We start from the raw sequence: 20,009 nt of genomic DNA on the forward strand, positions 1-20,009 counted from the left end.
TTATAAACAAGATAGGGTAAATAATGTTAAAGATATTTTATGAAAATTAACAGTTGTTTTTATCGATAAATTATTAGCTTTCGAACAAAATTACACCATTATGAAATTTACACATTTTCTTTGTCTTTTTCTGTTGTTAGTTTCCTGTAAAAAAACAGAACAGAACCTAACAAAAATAACCGGAAAAAATATTGCAATTGATACTACTATTGCTGCTTCTGAGGAGATCTCTAAAATGATAAAACCTTATAAAGAAGAACTTACAGGCGATATGCAAGAACCTTTAACGTTTACCCCAATTGATTTAACCAAAGAAAATAAAGGGAAACAAAGTAACTTAGGTAATTTATTAGCTGATTTATGTATAGAAATGGCAAACCCTGTTTTTCTAGAAAAAACAAAGACAAATATCGATTTCTCTATGTTTAATTCTGGTGGAATTCGTGCAATAATCCCTAAAGGAGTAGTTACAAGAGAACGTGCTTTTAAAGTAATGCCTTTTGAAAATGAATTGGTAGTGGTTACCCTTTCTGGGGATAAAATGCAAGAGTTAATTCAATATTTTGTAAAAACCAAGGCAGCACATCCCTTGTCTAAAAACATTGATTTAACCATTAATAAAGATGATTATACTCTAAAAATAAACGGAAAACCTTTTGATAAAAATAAAACTTATACTGTATTAACCACAGATTATTTACAGAGTGGTGGAGATCGAATGAATTTCTTTAAAAACCCTTTAAAATTAACAGTATTAGATTATAAAATGAGAGATTGTATTATTGATTATTTTAAAAAAGTAGATACTTTAAAAACAGCCATTGATAACCGCATAAAACTAAAATAATGAAAAGAAGAGATTTTATAAAACGTACAGGAGCAGTTTCTACTTTAGCATTAGCAGGTGGTTTGGTTTTACCTTCAATGATTGCTAAAAAACAAAAGCATATTACAATTTTACATACCAATGATACACACAGTCATATAGAACCTTTTAGTGCAAATCATAGTAGAAATCCTAATAGAGGAGGAGTAGCTAGAAGAGCGACTTTAATTCAGCAAATAAGACAAGAAAATAGCAATACCTTATTGTTAGATGCTGGAGATATTTTTCAAGGAACTCCGTATTTTAATTATTTTGGTGGCGAATTAGAATTTAAACTAATGAGCATGTTAAAATATGATGTTGCTACCATTGGTAATCACGATTTTGACAATTCTATTGAAGGTTTATACAAACAATTGCCAAATGCAAAGTTCGATTTTGTTTCTGCTAATTACGATTTTAAAAATACAGTTTTAGACACTCATGTAAAGCCATATAAAATCATGGTAAAAGAGGGTGTTAAAATCGGAATTTTCGGATTAGGAATTGAATTAGAAGGTTTAGTAAATAAAAAGATGTACAAAGAAACTGGCTATTTAGACCCTATAGAAATTACTCAAGACATTACAGATCAACTTAAAAATAAAGAAAAGTGCGATTTAATTATCTGTTTATCGCATTTAGGTTATTATTACAAAAGCAATCCAAATAAAATCTCTGACTTAAACTTAGCCAAAGCTACAAAAAACATCGATTTAATTATTGGTGGTCACACCCATACGTTTTTACCAAAGCCAACCATAGTAAAAAATAGTGATGGCAAAAACACACTTATAAATCAAGTAGGTGCTTATGGTTTAAACTTAGGTAGAATCGATTTTTATTTTGATGAAGCCAATGAAAAATCAACCAAAAGCACCACTATTTTAGTGTAAAGCTATAGTTTAACAATTAATTATTCTTTTAAACTTTGGTGTAGCATCATTATTGATAATTTTACAAAAAACAGATGTATGAAAAAATATCTTTTATGTATTGCGTGCTGTATTTCAATGCTACAGATTACACAGGCACAAGTAAATAAATATCAAAAAGTAACTTCTAAAAACTTCAAGAATTTTTATAAAATTAGTGATGATTTATACAGGGCAGAACAACCTAGTAAAAAGGGTTTTAAAGAATTAGAAGCTTTAGGCATAAAGACCATTTTAAATCTAAGACGATTAAGAAATGATAACAATAAAGCCAAAGCCACCAATTTAAAATTAGAACATATTGCTATTAAAACAAAAATATTAGATGAAGATGATATTATTAAGTCTTTAAAAATCATCAAAAATGAAGAACAACCTGTTTTGGTGCATTGTTGGCATGGTTCTGATAGAACAGGAACCATTGTTGCAGCTTATAGAATGGTAATTCAAAATTGGTCAAAAGAAGATGCTATTGCAGAATTTAGATACAAACCCTTTGGTTATCATGAAAAAATGTATCCCAACTTGTTGGTATTATTGCAAAACTTAAATGTTAAAGAAATACAACAACAATTAAAAATTAAACCTTCCAATTAATAAAATAAGTCTTTAGTCGTTAATTAAAAAGATAATCAATTCTTATAATTGTATTTTCTTTACTCAATACAAAACAATAACTTCTTATCACTAAAGTTTACAATTTTTAGTCAGTAGTTCTCAATTAATTCTCTTTTCTAATTTTAAACTAAGTCCTAAAAAATTAGCATCCAACACCCAACATCAAACTACCATCAAATTTCCCATCGATAAAAATACCCTTTTAGTATAGTCATACTTCCCAAACTTCTATTACTCTTTATAAATAAGACATATAACATCACCTTTGAAGTGTTATTTAAAAACACCGAAAAAATGAAATTATATATTATTTTAATTGGTTTATTCTTTGCGCAACTTTTAGCAGCGCAAGAAACAACTACAAACCCTAAAACTTGGTCTTTACAAGAATGTATCGATTATGCTATTGCACATAATATTACTGTTAAAGATGCTGCTTTAGACAAAGACAATGCAGCTGTAGCGTATTACAAATCAAAATCATCTAGATTACCTAGTTTATTTGGTAGTGCAAATCAGAATTTTTCTAATGGTAGTACTATAGATCCTATTACAAGCGATTATGTAACAGATCAAATTCATAGTACAAACATGAGTGTTAATAGTTCTATTACCTTATTTCAAGGAAATCAAATTAACAACGAAATAGCACAAAGTAAGTTACTGTTAGAACAAAGTGTTTTTCAAGAAGAAGTAGAAAAGAACAGTATTGCTCTAAGCATTTTAGAAATTTATTTACAAACACTTTATAGCAAAGAAAGTATTGTTATTGCACAGAATAATGTTAAGGCTTCAGAAAACGAGGTACAAAGAGCAAAAGCACGTTTAGATGCAGGTACTATTGCTTTAAGCGATTATACAGAAGCACAAAGCCAGGCAGCAACTAATAAATACAATGTAATTGCTGCTAAAAACAATTACCAACAATACATTATTCAATTAAAACAGTTGTTAGAACTTTCTCCTATGGATGAAATGCAGGTAGAAACCATTAATGAAAACAGCGATTTAATAAATCTAGAACTAGACAAAATAGCAGTTTATAATAATGCTTTAAAATTTTTACCAGAAATACAAGCAAGTAATCTAAACATAGCTGCTAATGAAAAAGAACTAGAAATTGCAAAAGGTGGTTTTTTACCAACTTTAGCTTTAAACGGAAGTATAGGAAGTGGATATACAAGCATTAGCGATAACACTTTTTCAGATCAATTTGATGTTAATTTTAACCAACAAATAGGGCTTTCATTAAGCATACCCATCTTTAATAAAAATCAAACTAAGGCAGCAGTTAAAACAGCAAGTATCAATATTAAAAAGGCAGAAATTCAAAAACAATCAACAGAAAAAGAAATCTATAAAAAAGTAGAAACAGCCTATCAAAATGCACTTTCTGCACAAGAACAAGTTATTGCATCAGAAGCATCTAAAGAGGCTGCAGAACAGAGTTATAAGTTAGCACAAAAGAAATATGAATTAGGTGATTTAAGTACTACAGATTTAGTGATAAGTCAAAATACATATACCAATGCACAACAAAACTATTTGCAAGCCAAATACTTAAATATTTTATACCACCAATTATTACAATTTTATCAAGGAAACGACATTAAACTTTAATCAATACTCTCATGAAAACTAAAAAAACAATCATAATAAGCAGTGTAGTAATTGCTACTATTGCCTTTGCAGTTTACTTTTTTTTAATAAAAGGCAATGATGCTATTATTATAGAAGCAAAAACAATAACAGCTAAAAAATCTAATGTAACAACAATGGTTACAGCAACAGGTACTATAGAACCCATAAATCAAGTAGATGTAGGTACACAAGTATCTGGTGTAGTAGAAAAAGTATATGTAGATTATAATTCAGAGGTTAAAGCAGGGCAATTAATTGCAGAATTAGACAAAACAAATTTAATGGCAGCTAAAACACAAGCACAAGCTGCTTATGACAATGCAATAACTCAAAGAAATTATATGAAAACGATTTACGACAGACAAAAATCGTTATTCGACAATCAAGTAATTAGTAAATCAGATTTTGATACTGCTACTTATGATTATGCAACAGCAAAAGGTACAGTAACACAACGTTTATCAGACCTGCAATCTGCAACTACCAATTTAGGTTATGCAAATATTTACTCGCCAATAGATGGGGTAGTATTGTCTAAAGATATAGAAGAAGGGCAAACTGTAGCCGCAAGTTACAGCACACCTACCTTATTTACCATTGCACAAGATTTAAAAGAAATGCAAGTAGAAGCAGATGTAGATGAAGCAGATATTGGGCAAGTAATAGAAGGCCAAAGAGTAGAATTTACGGTAGATGCTTACATTGGCGAAATCTTTAATGGTGTTGTTACACAGGTTCGTTTAGACCCAACTATTACTTCAAATGTAGTTACGTATACAGTTGTAATTAAAGCAGATAACGAAAACTTAAAACTAAAACCAGGCTTAACAGCAACCATTTCTGTTTATACTTTAGAGTTAAAAAATGTTTTATCTGTAGAAGCAAAAGCAATTAACTTTAAACCAGAAGCAACTACATTATCAACTTATAATTTACATCATAATTTACCAGTAAATACAGCAATTACTTCTTCTAAAACTAAAACACTTTGGGTATTGGGTGCAGACAGAAGTATAACAGAAAAAACGGTAACCTTGGGCGCTAGTGATGGTGTAAATGTTCAAATTTTAAGTGGAGTAAATCCTGGTGATGAATTAGTGTATAGTTTAAAAGCTATTTCTAAATCAGAAGGTAAACCATCAGGCCCTTCAGGCGCTAACGAAAGTCCATTTATGCCTAAACCACCAGGAAAAAAATAATAAACCATGACTAAAGAAATTATAAAAATAGAAAACCTAAAGCGTGCCTTTACTATGGGTAGTGAAACTGTACACGCATTAAAAGGTATTAATTTTACGATAAATGAAGGTGAATTTGTAACCATAATGGGTTCTAGTGGTTCTGGTAAAAGTACCATGTTAAATATCTTAGGATGCTTAGATCAACCTACTTCTGGTAATTATGAAATAGACCAAGTAAAAGTTAAAAACTTAAGCAGAAATCAATTGGCAACCATAAGAAACGAAAAAATAGGTTTTATTTTTCAATCTTATAATTTGTTAGCAAGAACTTCTGCTATAGAAAATGTAGAATTGCCTTTATTATATAACTCTAAAGTATCTACAGAAGAACGTAGAGAACGTGCTATAAATGCTTTAAAAATGGTAGGTTTAGCAGATCGTTTAGATCATACACCATCACAACTTTCTGGTGGTCAGCAACAACGTGTAGCTATAGCCAGATCTTTAGTAAACAACCCAGTAATGATATTAGCAGATGAGGCCACAGGTAATTTAGATACCAGAACCTCTTACGAAATTATGGCATTGTTTCAAGAACTAAATAAAAAGGGAATTACTATAACATTTGTTACACACGAACCAGATATTGCCACTTTTAGTAATAGAACTATTGTGTTAAAAGATGGTAATATTATTCAAGATTATAAAAACAATAAGGTACTTTCTGCGGCACAAGAGTTGGCAAAACTACCACAACAAGACCATTAATTATGAGACTATTAAATCTATTTAAAATTGCTTTTAAAGCCATTATACTTAACAAAACTAGAACTTTGTTAACCATGTTAGGTATTATTATTGGTGTAGCCTCTGTAATTGCAATGTTAGCCATAGGAGAGGGGTCTAAAGAAAGTATTCGTTCTACTATTTCTAGTATGGGGTCTAATATGATAACTATAAGACCTGGTACAGATACTAGAGGACCTGCAAGAGGTAGTGGTGGAGATGTACAAACCTTAACCCTTAAAAATTACGAAGTAATTAAAGAACAAGCTAATTTGTTAAGTTACAGTACACCTGTTGTAAACGGTAGTGGCCAAGTAATTAATGGGTCTAACAACTGGCCTAGTACTATTTATGGAGTAAACCCAGAGTATTTAAATATTAAAGTAGTCGATTTGCAGAGTGGCTCTATGTTTACCAATGCAGAAGTAAAATCTGCGGCTAAAGTTGCTTTAATTGGGCAAACTGTGGTTGATAATGTTTTTCCTGATGGGCAAGAACCTGTTGGTAAAATGATTCGATTTAACAACATACCCTTTAAAGTAATTGGGGTGCTAGAAGAAAAAGGAGAAAATACCTTTGGGCAAGATCAAGATGATGTAGTTATTGCCCCATATACTACTGTACAAAAACGTATTTTGGCAATTGATTATTTAAATCAGATTATGGCATCTGCAGTTAGTGAAGATGATGCACCTGAGGCTGTAACTCAAGTTACTGAAATTCTACGTACACAACACAAATTACAAGATTATGAAGACGATGATTTCTCTGTTCGTTCTATGGAAGAGCTTATTTCTACATTTAGTTCTACCAGTGAAATGCTTACGTTATTGCTTGTGGCTGTTGCCAGTATTTCTTTATTAATTGGGGGTATAGGTATTATGAATATTATGTATGTGTCTGTAAAAGAAAGAACCAAAGAAATAGGTTTGCGTATGGCAGTTGGTGGTAAAGGCTCAGATATTTTAATGCAGTTTTTAATAGAAGCTATTTTAATAAGTATAACAGGTGGTTTGCTAGGTGTTATTTTAGGATTAGGTGCCACAATTTTTATAGAAAAATTCTTAAATTGGCCTACGAGTGTAGCTTTATATTCCATTGTTATATCTTTTGCAGTATGTGCGGTTACAGGTATTTTCTTTGGATGGTATCCTGCAAGAAAAGCATCATCATTAGACCCTATAACAGCATTACGTTACGAGTAATATTAAAGACTATTTAATGGAATCTGTTAATGCTGCAGATTCCTTAAGGATATAAAATTATGTACGTTTGGTAAGAACAATACAATAGAACGTTTTTTTATTTTTGAGTAATTTGATTTGTAAAAGGTTGGCCTTATCATAGAGGTCGACCTTTTTTATGCACTACCAAAACCCACAAAAGCTTAATCTCTATTTATTATTAATCTGGTAAAAATTGGCAATTTTATTTTATTATTCTTGGTTTTGTAATATGTTTATCTTGATAAAACGAAACCTACAAAATTTAGTACTACTGCGTTAAATTAACTGTAACAATCAGCCAGTCAGTAGGGTATGTGAAAAGTGAATTTTATGTAAAAATTATCGAATTCATAAAAAATTACTATATTGTAACGCAATTAGCTCTAATCAAGGGTTTTAAATTAACTAAAAATCAATTATTATGAAAAAGAACAAAATAGACAAACCATTGTCTAATCATCCGTTTTTACACTACAATGCCAATGATATGAATAATGAAGTATGGCTTACTGTTCAACAAGTTATGCAGAATTTTAAAATAAGCAAAAGTACTGTATATCGTTTAAGTAAAAAACATGCAATACCAAGCTATAAATTGGGTAATATGCGTATGTATCCTAAGAACTTAATAAACAGAATATTTATTACCCAATCGTTAAAAAACATTAAAGATTTTAACAATTACAATCTAGATTAAACAGCTTTACAACTAAAGTTAGATAAAAAGTGTGTTAGTATATCATAAGTTTAATATGATTTACTAACACGCTTATACTTATCCGTTGATAACATCTGCCACTATTGTTTTTTAAATTACAATACAGTTACTGTACCTAAATAGGTGCTATTCGCAGCATAGTTAGTATCTGGTTTGTAAAAAGAAGCCCAAACTTCTACCTCAAAACCAAGCATAAACTCAGGCAAGGTAATACTTGCTGTAGCAGCATCTCTAGTAGCCACACTGGTATCACTATAAAACAAATTAAGATCGGGTGCATAGATTACTGCCATTAAAGCATCTGTGTTTGTGGCTTTACCTTGGCCACTATTGTTTTGCCAATTTAGGTTTAAAATACGCCCAGTAGCTGCAGCAGCAGTAGCGCCATCTAAGCCCCTTAAATCTCCTTTACTAATCAATACCTTTTCAAAATCCATTACCATACCTTGGGCAGTGCTAACTACTGCATTTTTAAGGTGATAAGAGGTTGCCAAATTAGAACGCGATTTATCTCCTTGCGGACTCCCAAAATACTGGCTTAAGATATTTACAATAGGACTCAAAAAGGAGATGACTATTTTAAACTTTTCACGCTGTTCTTCTTGTTTGGTACTTGGGGTATATTTACCACGTTGGGGTAAACTACGCATAATGTTTTTTCCTCGCCAACGAGAACCTACTACGTTACCTACTTTTCCAGAAAATCCACCAAGGATTCCTTTTTCAAATGTTGCCATAATTAAATGTTTTTAAGATTATTAGATTTCAAAACTAAAATTTAAATAACTATAAACCAATACCTTGACATTAGTTGACGCTAATTAACCTTAACTAACTTTAAATGGTTTTAGTTAACTTTTACTGACACTAAATGACACTCTGTGACACACTTAGACCCCAAATGAACCCCATTGATTTTGTATGAATCAAAATTTAGGTTTTTAGGGGGGTTTGTTCGAGTTTTGTTCGGGTTTTCTTCGGGTACAGGTAGGGTGTATTTTTTTAAAATGGATGCTTTTACGAAGCAAACTCGAAGCAGACTAGAACAAAACCTATAGAAAAGTGTTCTTTTTTAGTAAGATTGTTGTGTTTAAACCCCTTTTTGATAACAATAGGAATCTTAATTTTTCTTTTTTTTAAGTGGTTTACCTAAAGATTTTTATATATTTAACGTAAAAATTGAATACTAGTAAAAGAAAATGTATCTAATGATCTAGATTTATTTTTTGCAACATTCTTGAACTAAAAGGGTAGGGAATTAATAATTTAGAAAAAAGTGGTTATAACCACTAGTTGGGCGTCATTAAAAAAAAACACGAATGAAATTTGAAATTATACTTAATGAAATATTTGATGACGTAAATTTAGATGACACGTTAAATCCTACTGATAATAAATCTGTACTTGGAATTATAAATGACTTTGAAGATGGGAAATGGAGATATGAAAAATTTCAAAATTTTGTATGGAATAATATTAAAGAAACGGCTTTAAGTTACAGTGAAAGACAGGCTCTTTTAAATGATGGAGAAGGTTCTGTATTAATTGAATCAGCTAAAAAACTAAGATTAGTTGAAGGAGATAAATCTTTTGGTAAAGGAAGTGAAATTGCAGAAATTGTTCTTTATGGAATAATGAAAAAACATTACAAGGCATTACCAATTGTACCAAAAATATTCTACAAACAAAATCAAAATGATGAAGCGAAAGGAGCTGATAGTGTTCATATTGTAGTTGAATCCGAAGATAGTTTTTCCCTTTGGTTTGGCGAATCAAAATTTTACAACAGTATTGAAAATGCAAGATTAGATAAAATAGTAGACTCTGTAAAGGACTCTATTAGCTTAAATAAAATAAAAAAAGAAAATGGAATAATTACTAATCTAAGTGATATTAACGATTTTAATGAAATCTCAGATGATTTAAGAGCTAAAATCAAATCAAGCTTATCACAAGGAGAGTCAATAGATAATATAAAGCCGATTTTAAACATTCCCATTTTGTTACTGTATGAATGTGAAAAAACTAAATCAGGTACTAGCTTAACAGATGAATATAAAAAAGAAGTAATTGCTTATCATAAAGAAAGAGCAACTCAATACTTTAAAAAACAAATTAATAAATGTACTGACGTACATTTATATGAGAAAATAAATTTTCATATAATTCTTTTTCCAGTTGCCGAAAAAGAACAAATAGTTAATAAATTCATTCAAATAGCAAAAGTTTATAGAGATTAAATATGCAAAAACAGGTTTTCGAAAAATGTCATATAATAAACGAACTTTTAATATCTGAAAAAGATAATGAAGCTAGACAAGAATTAATCAAATTATTAGATTATCATAATACTAATGATTTAAATTATAATCCGTTAGTAAATCATTTAATAAGAGAAACAGGTCTTTTCCCATATTTAGACCCAGAAACATCAAATTGGGAAGAACGATTTATCTATGATGCCTTTAAAGTAGATGTCGGAGAACAAGTTCCTTTAACTCTACATAGAGAACAATCGTTACTATTAAAAAAGCTCTTAGAAGGACGTAACATTGCTGTTAGTGCTCCAACAAGTTTTGGAAAAAGTTTTGTTATTGATGCTTATATTAAGTTAAAGAAACCAAATAATGTTTTAATAATTGTACCAACTCTGGCCTTAACTGACGAAACAAGAAGGCGTTTATATAAAAAATTTGCTGATGAATATAAAATAATTACAACTTCAGATGTAACACTCTCTGAAAAAAATATTTTTATTTTCCCACAAGAAAGAGCTTTGAATTATATCAATATTGTCAATGAATTTGACATTATGATTATTGACGAATTTTATAAAGCTGGTTATAAATTTGATAAAGAAAGGTCTCCTAGCTTAGTTCGAGCAATGATTAAATTAGGCGAAAAAGCAAAACAAAAATATTATTTGGCTCCAAATATTTCAAGTATAGATGACAATCCATTAACAGAAGATATGGAGTTTCATAGAATGGATTTTAATACAGTTTTCCTTGAAAAACACGAATTATATAATGAAATAGAAAATAATGACACTGCCCAAAAGAGTAAAGTCTTACTCGATATTTTAGAAAAAAATAATACTAAATCACTTATTTATGCAGGGACTTATTCAAACATTGAAAGTCTAACTAACCTATTTCAATCTACTTATTCAGAATTAGATAACAATTTACTTACAATGTTTTCTAATTGGCTTGTAAAAAATTATGACTTTAATTGGAGTCTTACTAAATTAATAAAAAGAGGTGTTGGAGTTCATAATGGACGACTACATCGTTCACTAAGCCAAATACAGGTAAGATTATTTGAAGAAGATAAAGGAATCAATAACTTAATTTCAACTTCCTCAATTATTGAAGGAGTAAATACATCTGCTGAAAATGTAATTATTTGGAGAAATAGAAAAGGAGCTGCAAAACTTGATGACTTCACCTATAAAAATATTATTGGCAGAGGAGGTAGAATGTTCAAACATTTTATTGGTAAAATTTACATTTTAGAAAATCCACCTGAACAAGCTCAAACACAATTAGATATTCCTTTTCCAAATGAAATTATTGGAGATTTAGATGCAGAACAATATGGAGGTTTATTAACTAAAGAACAACTAGCTTTATTAAAGTCGCACCAAGAAGAAATGACCTCAATAATGGGTTTTCAAGTTTATGAAAAGTTAAAGAGTGAATCGGCTTTTCAATCAAGTAATTCAGAATTAATAAAAAAAATTGCAATTGACCTAAAAACAAATCCAGATGAATGGAATGGCTTATATTATTTAAATGAATTTAAGCCAAAAAACTGGGATAGGTTGCTTTATAAAATTATAAATCTTCAACCAGGTAACTGGGAAGCTAAAAACAAAACATTTGTAGAGTTTATAAAAACAATCGCTCGTAATTGGAGTAAATCAATTCCAGAGTTACTTAATGAATTAGAAGATTATGATGTTGGAATAGATGAATTTTTTAAATTAGAAAGAAATGTAACTTACAAATTTTCTTCACTTTTAAAAGATGTTAATGCGTTACAAAAAGAAATATTAGTTGGAAAAGGATATGACATTTCTAAGTTTATTGGTTATTGTTCACAAGCATTCCTACCAAAAGTTGTTTTTCAATTAGAAGAATATGGTTTACCTAGAATGATTTCTAAAAAGTTTCAAAAATCGAAAATTATTGATTTCTATGATAGTGAATTAACTATTCATAAGGCAATTGAAGAATTTAACGAAATTGGTCAAGAACAAATAGTTAGAAAAACAGAAGGACTAGATGAGTTTGACAAATATATTTTAGATTACTTTTTTGATGGAATAAAAATAACGAACGCCCAACACCGTATATAATTTATTGCTGGCTTCTCGCCTACTTACGAAAGTCCTCGCGGACTTTCTTGGTCGGTAATTATTTACTAAATTAGTTGCTTCAAACACGCAACAAACCATATACAACAACGTTGTACAACATTACCAAAAACTTCAAAATTTGAACAAATTATTATTATTATTATTATTATTATTATTAGCACTTTTAGTTTTCTCAAACACATTCGGTCAAGTGCAGAAAACATTCTTTGTAGAAGGTGTAAAAAATGTTGAATATGTTACTGTGAATTTCTGTGTAAATGATGAAGCGAAAATTAGCGAAGTAACAATTGTTGCAGACAAAACTACATATGAAAATGAATATAATATTGAGCAACTTCGACAATATCTTCTTGGAGTTCAATATTATCCTGAAAGTAAATTAAAAAATAATTGTTATGATTCGACTTTTGAATTTATAAATTCCTCTTACGAAAAAAAGAGTTTGAATAAAGACGAATGTAACACTTGTAAAAAATTTAGAACTGGACTTTATGAATACAAGCATGTATTATACAAAGACACTAAAATCAAACGGAAAAGAAAAGTACAAAGAGAAATTGGAAAAGAAGACAAACAAATTTACTATATAAAATGGCTTTCTGGTTGCATATATGTTTTGACTTATAAGCGTATGACTGAACCACGCCTAAAACATTTAATTGGAAAAGAAATACACGTTGAAATTATTGATATACTTGACGATGGAAATTATGTTTACAGATCAAAAGCAAACTTTCAAGAAAAAACTGATTACGGAATTATAAAAAAGGTAAAATAACGTTGTACAACAACATGTATAAAAAATTGCTAATTTTAGCTAAAACAAAAGTCAGTTGCATTTTTGCAAACTTCTGAATTTCTTTACGGAAATTCCTCGTTCACAAAAAACGCAACTTTCCACAACACAACAACATTAACTACAATAGAAATGAAGTTAATAATTAAATAAATTGAGAAGCACTTATGACAACTCATGATAAAAACAAGGATAGATTCTTTCAAAGAATGGTTGACATTGGCGCTGACTATAACTCTTCAATCACTGAAATCAGATATTTGCGTGTAACGAATATTGCATCCGTTTTAGGAGTAATTTATAATGTAACTTGGATACTAATTGCATTGTTTCTTACAGACGCACTAGTGATTTACGGAAGCAATACTTTCTTGGGGTTAATGTTTCTAATGGCGTTAATATTCAATAGGAAAGGGTGGCGAGTCTTGGCTTCCATATGGCTTATTCTAGCCTCTTATATGTCTGTTCTCTTGTTTCTTTATTTGTTGGGATATTCCTCAGGGGTTGCAGTTGTTTGTTTTCTAATTATTATTCTACCATACATGACTTTCCCAAAAAAGGCAAGGAATATAGCTCATGTCTTTAGTATTCTAGCTTGCCTGACCTTGATTGTTACTGTAGTATTTCAATCAAATATAACATCTCATTTTAAAGGATTAGATCCCTACTTATCGCAAATAGTTAATATCAGCTTTACTGGACTCATTTGCCTTATACTCATAGCAAGTATGTCTATATTAATTGATAAATCAGAGGAATCATTAATGGCAGAACAGAAAAAATCAGATGATCTTCTGCGCAATATTCTACCAGCTAACATAATCAGAGACTTAAAAGAAAGCGGTAAGACAATTCCTAAAAGGCATAAGAATGTAACTGTTCTATTTACTGACTTTGAAGGATTTACTGAGCTTGTAGCATCCATATCAGCAGTCACTTTAGTCAATGAACTCAATGATATTTTTGGTCGTTTCGATGAAATAATGGAAGAAACGGAAGTTGAAAAGATTGAAACGATTGGTGATGCCTATATGGCAGCATGTGGCCTTGAAAAAGAAATGACAAATCATGCTGCTAACTGTATTAGAGCAGCACAAATGATGCAATCCTACCTTGTGAAGCGGAATAAAAGCCATGAAATAAAATGGAGAATGAGGGTTGGGATACATTCAGGAACTGTAGTAGCAGGTGTTGTAGGCAAAAAGAAGTTTGCATATGACCTTTTTGGTGACACTATAAATACCGCCAGCAGAATAGAATCTGCTGGTGAAGTAGGTAAAATAAATATATCTTCATCTACCCATGAACTGATTAAAAATGAATTTGCATGCCTTTCTCGTGGAAAGATTCTTGCAAAAGGAAAAGGGGAATTGGAAATGTATTTTGTGAATTAAACTGTAGCTAAAACTGTGTATAATTAATGGCTGGTTCTAGCTAATTTACGAAAGTTTTCGCGGACTTTTTATTTGCTAATTTAGGTGCTTAAACACGTTACAAAATATTAGATGAAAAATATAAATCCATTTTTAAGAACAATAATGTTAATTGGAATTGTTCTACTTTTTCAGGTAAAATTTGTGAGGGAATTAGTTAACCCAATAAGTGAATATTTCCCAATAATTTGGATTGTATTTATTTTGTTGAGTATTTATGAAAAAATAAAATACAAGAAAGGAAAAAGAACTAATCAATTAAGAATTCCGACTAATAATGACGATTATAACAGAATAATGCCTTTCATTCTTGGAGTTATATTATCTATTGGTGGAATTTTAGCCTTGAAATATTTTGAATCGGAAAAAATTATGTGGACTTTACTTTTTGTAACGGGAATTCTCTCGTTAATTTCAGGATTTTTATTTATACCAAGTGGAATTATTGAAACAAAAAATAATAAATTAAGTTTTGAAAATGGTTCACGAAAAGAATCTATCGGAATTGAAAAAATTAAAAATATAGATTTAAAGGGTAATGAAATAATACTTTATGAAAATAATGAAAAAGTCCATTATATAAATCATATGAACTTGAATGAATCAGATTACAAAAGTATTTTAGAATTTTTAAAAGACAAATTGAAAAGTGAAATTGAAATAAAAACGTTTGGTAGCAAAGTATAAAAATAATTGCTGGTTTTAGCCAATTTACGAAAGTCTTCGTTGACTTTTTATTTGTGTTTTATTTACTAACTTTAGTGCTTAAAACAGACTACTAATTTTATACAACTACGTAGGTAAGCTGTCAAAAGAAATAAAACTAAAATTTAAACTAAGTGCTAGATTTATTTTTTGTAAAATTCTTGAACTGAAAGGGGAGAGGATTATTATAAATTTAGAAAAAGTGGGTATAGCCAGTAGTTGCAAGTAATAGGTGGAATGAATCCAAGAATTACAGAATTCTCCATTCACTAAGATAAAATATGAAAAAAAAAATATTACTTCTAAGTATTGGAATATATATCATTTCTTTAACTCAAAAAAGTTATTGTACAAGTGGAGGAACTTGTGAGTATTTTTCCGGTTTATTAAACTTAATATTTGGTTGGATTGGTGTATTTAAGTTTCACTTACCTGCTTTTCCTTGGATTGCTAACCTAATACTTTTAATATCTTGGAAAACATTTTATAAGAATACAAATATTTCATTTATTTTGAGTATTTTAACTTTTCTTACTATGCTTTCATTTTTATTTGTAGACCAAATTATTGTAAATGATGGAAGCACGAAATCAAAAGTTATTTTTTATGGCTTTGGTTACTGGATGTGGCTAGTCAGCTCTTTTATTATGCTAATAGGAAACATTATTATATATAAAAAAAAGAGAAATTAAATTTGAAAAATTAATTTAAGAATAGAACACTCTCTTGCTAATAAAATTTAATAAAGTATTATAATTTTGAAAGACGGAATTTATTCAAAGCGAGAAAATCAAAATTAGAATTAAAATCAGTACAAATTCTGTCACTAACCTGAATTAGTCAGTTTATAGAGAAACTAAAATTGCGGAATTTTTACTCAATCTCTGAATTTCTAAAAATGGAAAAATAAATTGTAATATAAAAAAGCTACTACTTGCAACACCGTATAAACTTTATTGCTGTTTTTAGCTCACTTGGGAAATTCCTTCGGAATTTCGCCGTTCGTGTTTTATTTAGTAAATTAACTGCTTAAACAACGCAACAAAGCTTATACAACAACGTAGGTAACCTGTCAAAAGAAATAAAACTAAAATTTAAACTAAGTGCTAGATTTATTTTTTGTAAAATTCTTGAACTGAAAGGGGAGAGGATTGTTATTAATTTAGAAAAAGTGGGTATAGCCAGTAGTTGTGGCACATATGAGAAAAACGACAACCATCATACTATTAACAATGATTTTTAATTCCGTAATTGGACAAAATACGAATGGAAAATGGATTCTGAAAGACGTTGATTTAGGAAATGAAAAAAAAGGATATCCTGGTTTTCAACTTCTTGAAATTAACAACGACAATGTTGACATTTATACTGATTTTTCTCTCAAAGAGAAAGCAACAACGTTGAAAATGAACAATGGAGACTTTTTGAACCATAACAACGAGAGATCCTCTAAATACGAAATCGTTAATGAGAATCACATAAAGTGGTTTATCAACGGAAAGTCAAATGACAAAGACGCAGTTTTTGAATGTGACTTTTATCGACTTGAACCGACAATCACAACGTTGAAAAAAGAGGATATTAAAAAATGACTTTCGTGATGACTGAAAACGGACGAGAATCAGAATTTGAATTTAACAAAGAACTTTGGGACAAAGAAACTTTAGAATTATTTAAGAGAAAAGAGGGCGAAAAGAAAATTATTGAAAAAATTGACTCGACTTTTTTCGTTTCTATATATTATGACGGAAAAAGAAATGGCTCAATTCCAATCAAAGAAGTTACGTCGGAATTTTTAAAACTTTGTTTAATTCCAACTGGACCAATGGAAATGGTAGCATACCGAAAAGAATAAAATACGTGCCACAACAAAGTACTGTGGTAAAAAACAAGTAAAACCTCATTAATTTTTCACTAAAATACTTCTGTAATTATTATCATAAAGTAATCCTGATTTCGCGATTGCAAAAGCTTGTTTTAAGAGTTTATTACAGACTGCAATTAAGGCTAATTTTTTACTCTTTCCTTTGGCTACTAATCGATCATAAATTGCTTTACAAGCATGGTTATATTTACAAGCATTAAAACTACACATAAAGAGTAAGTTTCTAAGCTTTTGATTTCCAATTTTACTAATTCGTGGACGCCCATTTACACTGCTACCACTTTTCCTAATCACAGGTGCTAACCCAGCATAACTGCACAATTCACTAGCGCTTGTGAAACGCTCAAAACCATCAGTTAAAACCACTAGCATTAAGGATGTTTTAGGGCCAATTACTGGAATACTTTTTAAACGTGTTAAAACCTCTTGATGTACTTGTTTTACTAAAATTAATAATTTAGTTTCTAGAGATTCCATCTGTTTATTAAGGTACTTTAAACTTTGTTTAAAAGAACGCAAAACTACTTTACTTGGAACCCCTAAAACCAGTTCCCCATGTATTTTATTCTTTAGCATTGTACGCTGCTTTGTATACATAGAGAGAGCTCTAGTCATTTGTAAGCATTCTAATTGATGTTTAGAATTGCCTTGCCAAAGTTTCAATTCTACCTGTTTAGCATATTCACAAATCAATCGTGAATCACTCTTATCTGTCTTTATCTTGGAGAGTTTCATTTGAATAAATCGTTTTACAGATAATGGATTCTCTACTGATAACTGAACACCATGCTCTTGTAAATAATAAGCCAGCTGATAATGATAATAACCGGTAGCTTCCATAACACAATGACTATGACTATCAACAAGTTTTAAAAACTTTTTAAAGCCACTAATACTGTTTTTAAATTGGTAATAATTACCCTGTGAATCTGTTACATCAAAAACCAAATGACTGATGTCAATTCCGAAATATTTTATATCTTTATTCATAAGAAAATGTTTTTTTGAAAGGATATCTACGCGAGTTTCAACGACTTAAAATCGAGGTCTTAAAGCCTCATAGAACTGTACGAAATCTGTGTAGAAAAGAGAGGGGATTTTCAATGTTGACGAGATCATTGTCTCTGCGTATATAATAACCTTAATCCTCTCTTTTGTTCTTTCTTATTTATATGCCTTAAATTTAATGTTTTTATTAAAATGCTAACTTAAGCCGTGTATAAAAAATTTCTATAATTAGCTAAACTAAAACTTGTTGCTTCTTTGCAAACTTCTGAATTTCTGCTGGAAATTCCTCGTTCACAAAATTGCAACTTTTCTTACACAACAACGTAGGTAAGCTGTCAAAAGAAATAAAACTAAAATTTAAACTAAGTGCTAGATTTATCTTTTGTAAAATTCTTGAACTGAAAGGGGATAGGATTGTTATTAATTTAGAAAAAGTGAGTATAACCAGTAGTTGTGCTTAATATAAAAAATCTCACGCAACCATTTCACTAAATTATACGTCTATTAAATAAAGGAATATAAATCAGCCGCAAAATGAGGGAAATTCAATACTTTATTTCGATATTATTTTTAGTTTCAAGTCTAAATAATTATTCTCAATCTATTCAAAGAATAGACAACTCAAAAATATCTACAACAGTTTTAGATAAGGAGATTCAGCGTTTAATAAAATCAGGGAATGTTCACGGACTTACAATTTCTATAGTAAATAAGGATAGTATTTTATTTCAGAAAGCCTATGGTTCGAGAAACCTTAAAGAAAAACAAGCACTTAAAACTTCACATAACTTTTACGCAGCTTCGCTTAGTAAACCACTCTTTGGATTCATCGTAATGAAATTAGTTGAAAAAGGAAAGATTGACTTAGACAAACCTTTAGTAAATTATCTTGAAAACCCAATCTATACTTATGAATTTCAGCACGATTATGAAAACTATAAAGATTTAATAGATGACAAAAGATACGAGAAGATAACTGCAAGAATGTGTCTGTCACACACAACGGGATTTCCAAATTGGAGATATATAGGAAAATTTGGTATTAACATGGAAAAACCGTTGGAGATAGAATTTGAGCCAGGAACTTTTTATAGCTATTCAGGCGAAGGCATTCAATTACTTCAATTTGCTGTTGAGCAAATAACAAAAAAAAGTTTGGAAGAACTTGCGCAAGAATATGTATTCATGCCGTTTAAAATGAATATGACAAGTTTTCTTTGGCAAGAAAAATTTGATACCAACTATGCTGTTGGTCACTATAAAAAGAGAAAAACTTTAAAACGAAGAAAACGAAAAGAACAATATGCTGCTGGAAGTATGGACACAACGCCTGAAGATTATGCCAAGTTTATTCAAGCAATGTTAGCTAAAAAAGGTTTAAATAACACTATGTTTAATGAGTTTTTTGAGTCACAAATCCGTATTAAATCAAAGCAACAATTTGGAAAAAACAGATTTATAAAAACAATAGAAAATAATGACATTGAACTAAGCTATGCCTTAGGTTTTGGGACTTACAAAACACCTTTCGGAAAAGCAATTTTTAAAGAAGGCCATTATCAAGGTTGGGAACATTACACAATATTTTATCCATCACAAAACCTTGGAATAGTAATAATGTCTAACAGTTCCAACGGAGAAAGCATTTTTAAAGAATTACTTGAAATTTCTGTAGGAGATAAGTGGATGCCTTGGTATTGGGAGAATTTCATACCTTGGGATAAGTAATGAAATACTAAGGACAACAACGTGTATAATTAATTGCTTAAACACGCAACTAACCACACACAAACACGTTAGCTAACTTTTTGTCTTATCCGGAATAAAG

The 20,009-nt window shown here is 30.0% G+C and carries 19 protein-coding genes; 17 read left to right on the top strand and 2 right to left on the bottom strand.

Translation table 11 applies throughout. The annotated features are described in order from the left end of the window. Positions 1-100 precede the first annotated feature (100 nt). The 8 genes from KO506_RS16955 (at position 101) to KO506_RS16990 (ending at position 7,949) form a co-directional block, all read left to right on the top strand. Positions 101-847, top strand: coding sequence for a 5'-nucleotidase C-terminal domain-containing protein (locus KO506_RS16955; protein WP_215996120.1), 747 nt, complete (start codon positions 101-103; stop codon positions 845-847). Then, positions 847-1,761, top strand: coding sequence for a bifunctional metallophosphatase/5'-nucleotidase (locus tag KO506_RS16960; RefSeq protein WP_215996121.1), 915 nt, complete (start codon positions 847-849; stop codon positions 1,759-1,761). Before KO506_RS16955 ends, KO506_RS16960 begins: the two co-directional genes overlap by 1 nt. Before the next feature lie 78 nt (positions 1,762-1,839). Next, entirely contained in the window at positions 1,840-2,397 is a 558-nt protein-coding gene (locus KO506_RS16965) for a dual specificity protein phosphatase family protein (protein ID WP_215996122.1), read from the top strand. A 315-nt stretch (positions 2,398-2,712) separates the two neighbouring features. After that, on the top strand, positions 2,713-4,038 hold the full coding sequence (locus tag KO506_RS16970; protein ID WP_215996123.1) for a TolC family protein: 1,326 nt from the start codon (positions 2,713-2,715) through the stop codon (positions 4,036-4,038). Positions 4,039-4,049: 11 nt separating this feature from the next. Then, complete coding sequence (locus KO506_RS16975; protein WP_215996124.1) at positions 4,050-5,258, top strand: efflux RND transporter periplasmic adaptor subunit; 1,209 nt, start codon at positions 4,050-4,052, stop codon at positions 5,256-5,258. Positions 5,259-5,264: 6 nt separating this feature from the next. Continuing rightward, the gene (locus KO506_RS16980) at positions 5,265-6,008 is read left to right on the top strand and encodes an ABC transporter ATP-binding protein (RefSeq protein WP_215996125.1); all 744 of its coding nucleotides are present in this window, start codon (positions 5,265-5,267) and stop codon (positions 6,006-6,008) included. Between the two features lie 2 nt (positions 6,009-6,010). Further along, on the top strand, positions 6,011-7,231 hold the full coding sequence (locus KO506_RS16985; RefSeq protein WP_215996126.1) for an ABC transporter permease: 1,221 nt from the start codon (positions 6,011-6,013) through the stop codon (positions 7,229-7,231). A gap of 442 nt (positions 7,232-7,673) precedes the next feature. Next, entirely contained in the window at positions 7,674-7,949 is a 276-nt protein-coding gene (locus tag KO506_RS16990) for a helix-turn-helix domain-containing protein (protein ID WP_215996127.1), read from the top strand. A 116-nt stretch (positions 7,950-8,065) separates the two neighbouring features. On the opposite strand, the gene KO506_RS16995 is transcribed toward KO506_RS16990, so the two are convergent. Beyond that, positions 8,066-8,707, bottom strand: a complete 642-nt coding sequence (locus KO506_RS16995; RefSeq protein WP_215996128.1) for a DUF6266 family protein — start codon at positions 8,705-8,707, stop codon at positions 8,066-8,068. Positions 8,708-9,289: 582 nt separating this feature from the next. Here KO506_RS16995 and KO506_RS17000 point away from each other — a divergent pair. The 8 genes from KO506_RS17000 (at position 9,290) to KO506_RS17035 (ending at position 17,143) form a co-directional block, all read left to right on the top strand. Continuing rightward, the gene (locus KO506_RS17000; protein WP_252726901.1) at positions 9,290-10,210 is read left to right on the top strand and encodes a HamA C-terminal domain-containing protein; all 921 of its coding nucleotides are present in this window, start codon (positions 9,290-9,292) and stop codon (positions 10,208-10,210) included. Between the two features lie 2 nt (positions 10,211-10,212). Beyond that, positions 10,213-12,333 carry a DEAD/DEAH box helicase gene (locus KO506_RS17005; RefSeq protein ID WP_252726902.1) on the top strand — a complete coding sequence of 707 codons (2,121 nt, stop codon included), beginning with the start codon at positions 10,213-10,215 and terminating at the stop codon, positions 12,331-12,333. Between the two features lie 139 nt (positions 12,334-12,472). Beyond that, entirely contained in the window at positions 12,473-13,132 is a 660-nt protein-coding gene (locus tag KO506_RS17010; RefSeq protein WP_215996129.1) for a hypothetical protein, read from the top strand. 185 nt (positions 13,133-13,317) lie between these two features. After that, the gene (locus KO506_RS17015) at positions 13,318-14,544 is read left to right on the top strand and encodes an adenylate/guanylate cyclase domain-containing protein (protein WP_252726903.1); all 1,227 of its coding nucleotides are present in this window, start codon (positions 13,318-13,320) and stop codon (positions 14,542-14,544) included. A gap of 111 nt (positions 14,545-14,655) precedes the next feature. After that, positions 14,656-15,270 (top strand): hypothetical protein, encoded by a 615-nt coding sequence (locus KO506_RS17020; protein WP_215996130.1) that lies wholly within the window; start codon positions 14,656-14,658, stop codon positions 15,268-15,270. Positions 15,271-15,569: 299 nt separating this feature from the next. Further along, positions 15,570-15,980 carry a hypothetical protein gene (locus KO506_RS17025; protein ID WP_215996131.1) on the top strand — a complete coding sequence of 137 codons (411 nt, stop codon included), beginning with the start codon at positions 15,570-15,572 and terminating at the stop codon, positions 15,978-15,980. 507 nt (positions 15,981-16,487) lie between these two features. Further along, the gene (locus KO506_RS17030; protein WP_215996132.1) at positions 16,488-16,880 is read left to right on the top strand and encodes a hypothetical protein; all 393 of its coding nucleotides are present in this window, start codon (positions 16,488-16,490) and stop codon (positions 16,878-16,880) included. Between the two features lie 8 nt (positions 16,881-16,888). Beyond that, complete coding sequence (locus KO506_RS17035; RefSeq protein WP_215996133.1) at positions 16,889-17,143, top strand: hypothetical protein; 255 nt, start codon at positions 16,889-16,891, stop codon at positions 17,141-17,143. Positions 17,144-17,191: 48 nt separating this feature from the next. Here the strand turns inward: KO506_RS17035 and KO506_RS17040 are convergent, their stop codons facing one another. Further along, on the bottom strand, positions 17,192-18,163 hold the full coding sequence (locus KO506_RS17040; protein ID WP_215996134.1) for an IS110 family transposase: 972 nt from the start codon (positions 18,161-18,163) through the stop codon (positions 17,192-17,194). A 552-nt stretch (positions 18,164-18,715) separates the two neighbouring features. On the opposite strand from KO506_RS17040, the gene KO506_RS17045 reads away from it, so the two are divergent. Continuing rightward, positions 18,716-19,909 carry a serine hydrolase domain-containing protein gene (locus KO506_RS17045; RefSeq protein ID WP_215996135.1) on the top strand — a complete coding sequence of 398 codons (1,194 nt, stop codon included), beginning with the start codon at positions 18,716-18,718 and terminating at the stop codon, positions 19,907-19,909. The last annotated feature ends 100 nt before the right edge of the window (positions 19,910-20,009 follow it).

The organism is Polaribacter vadi (genome assembly GCF_018861005.1).
Classification (GTDB): domain Bacteria; phylum Bacteroidota; class Bacteroidia; order Flavobacteriales; family Flavobacteriaceae; genus Polaribacter; species Polaribacter vadi_A.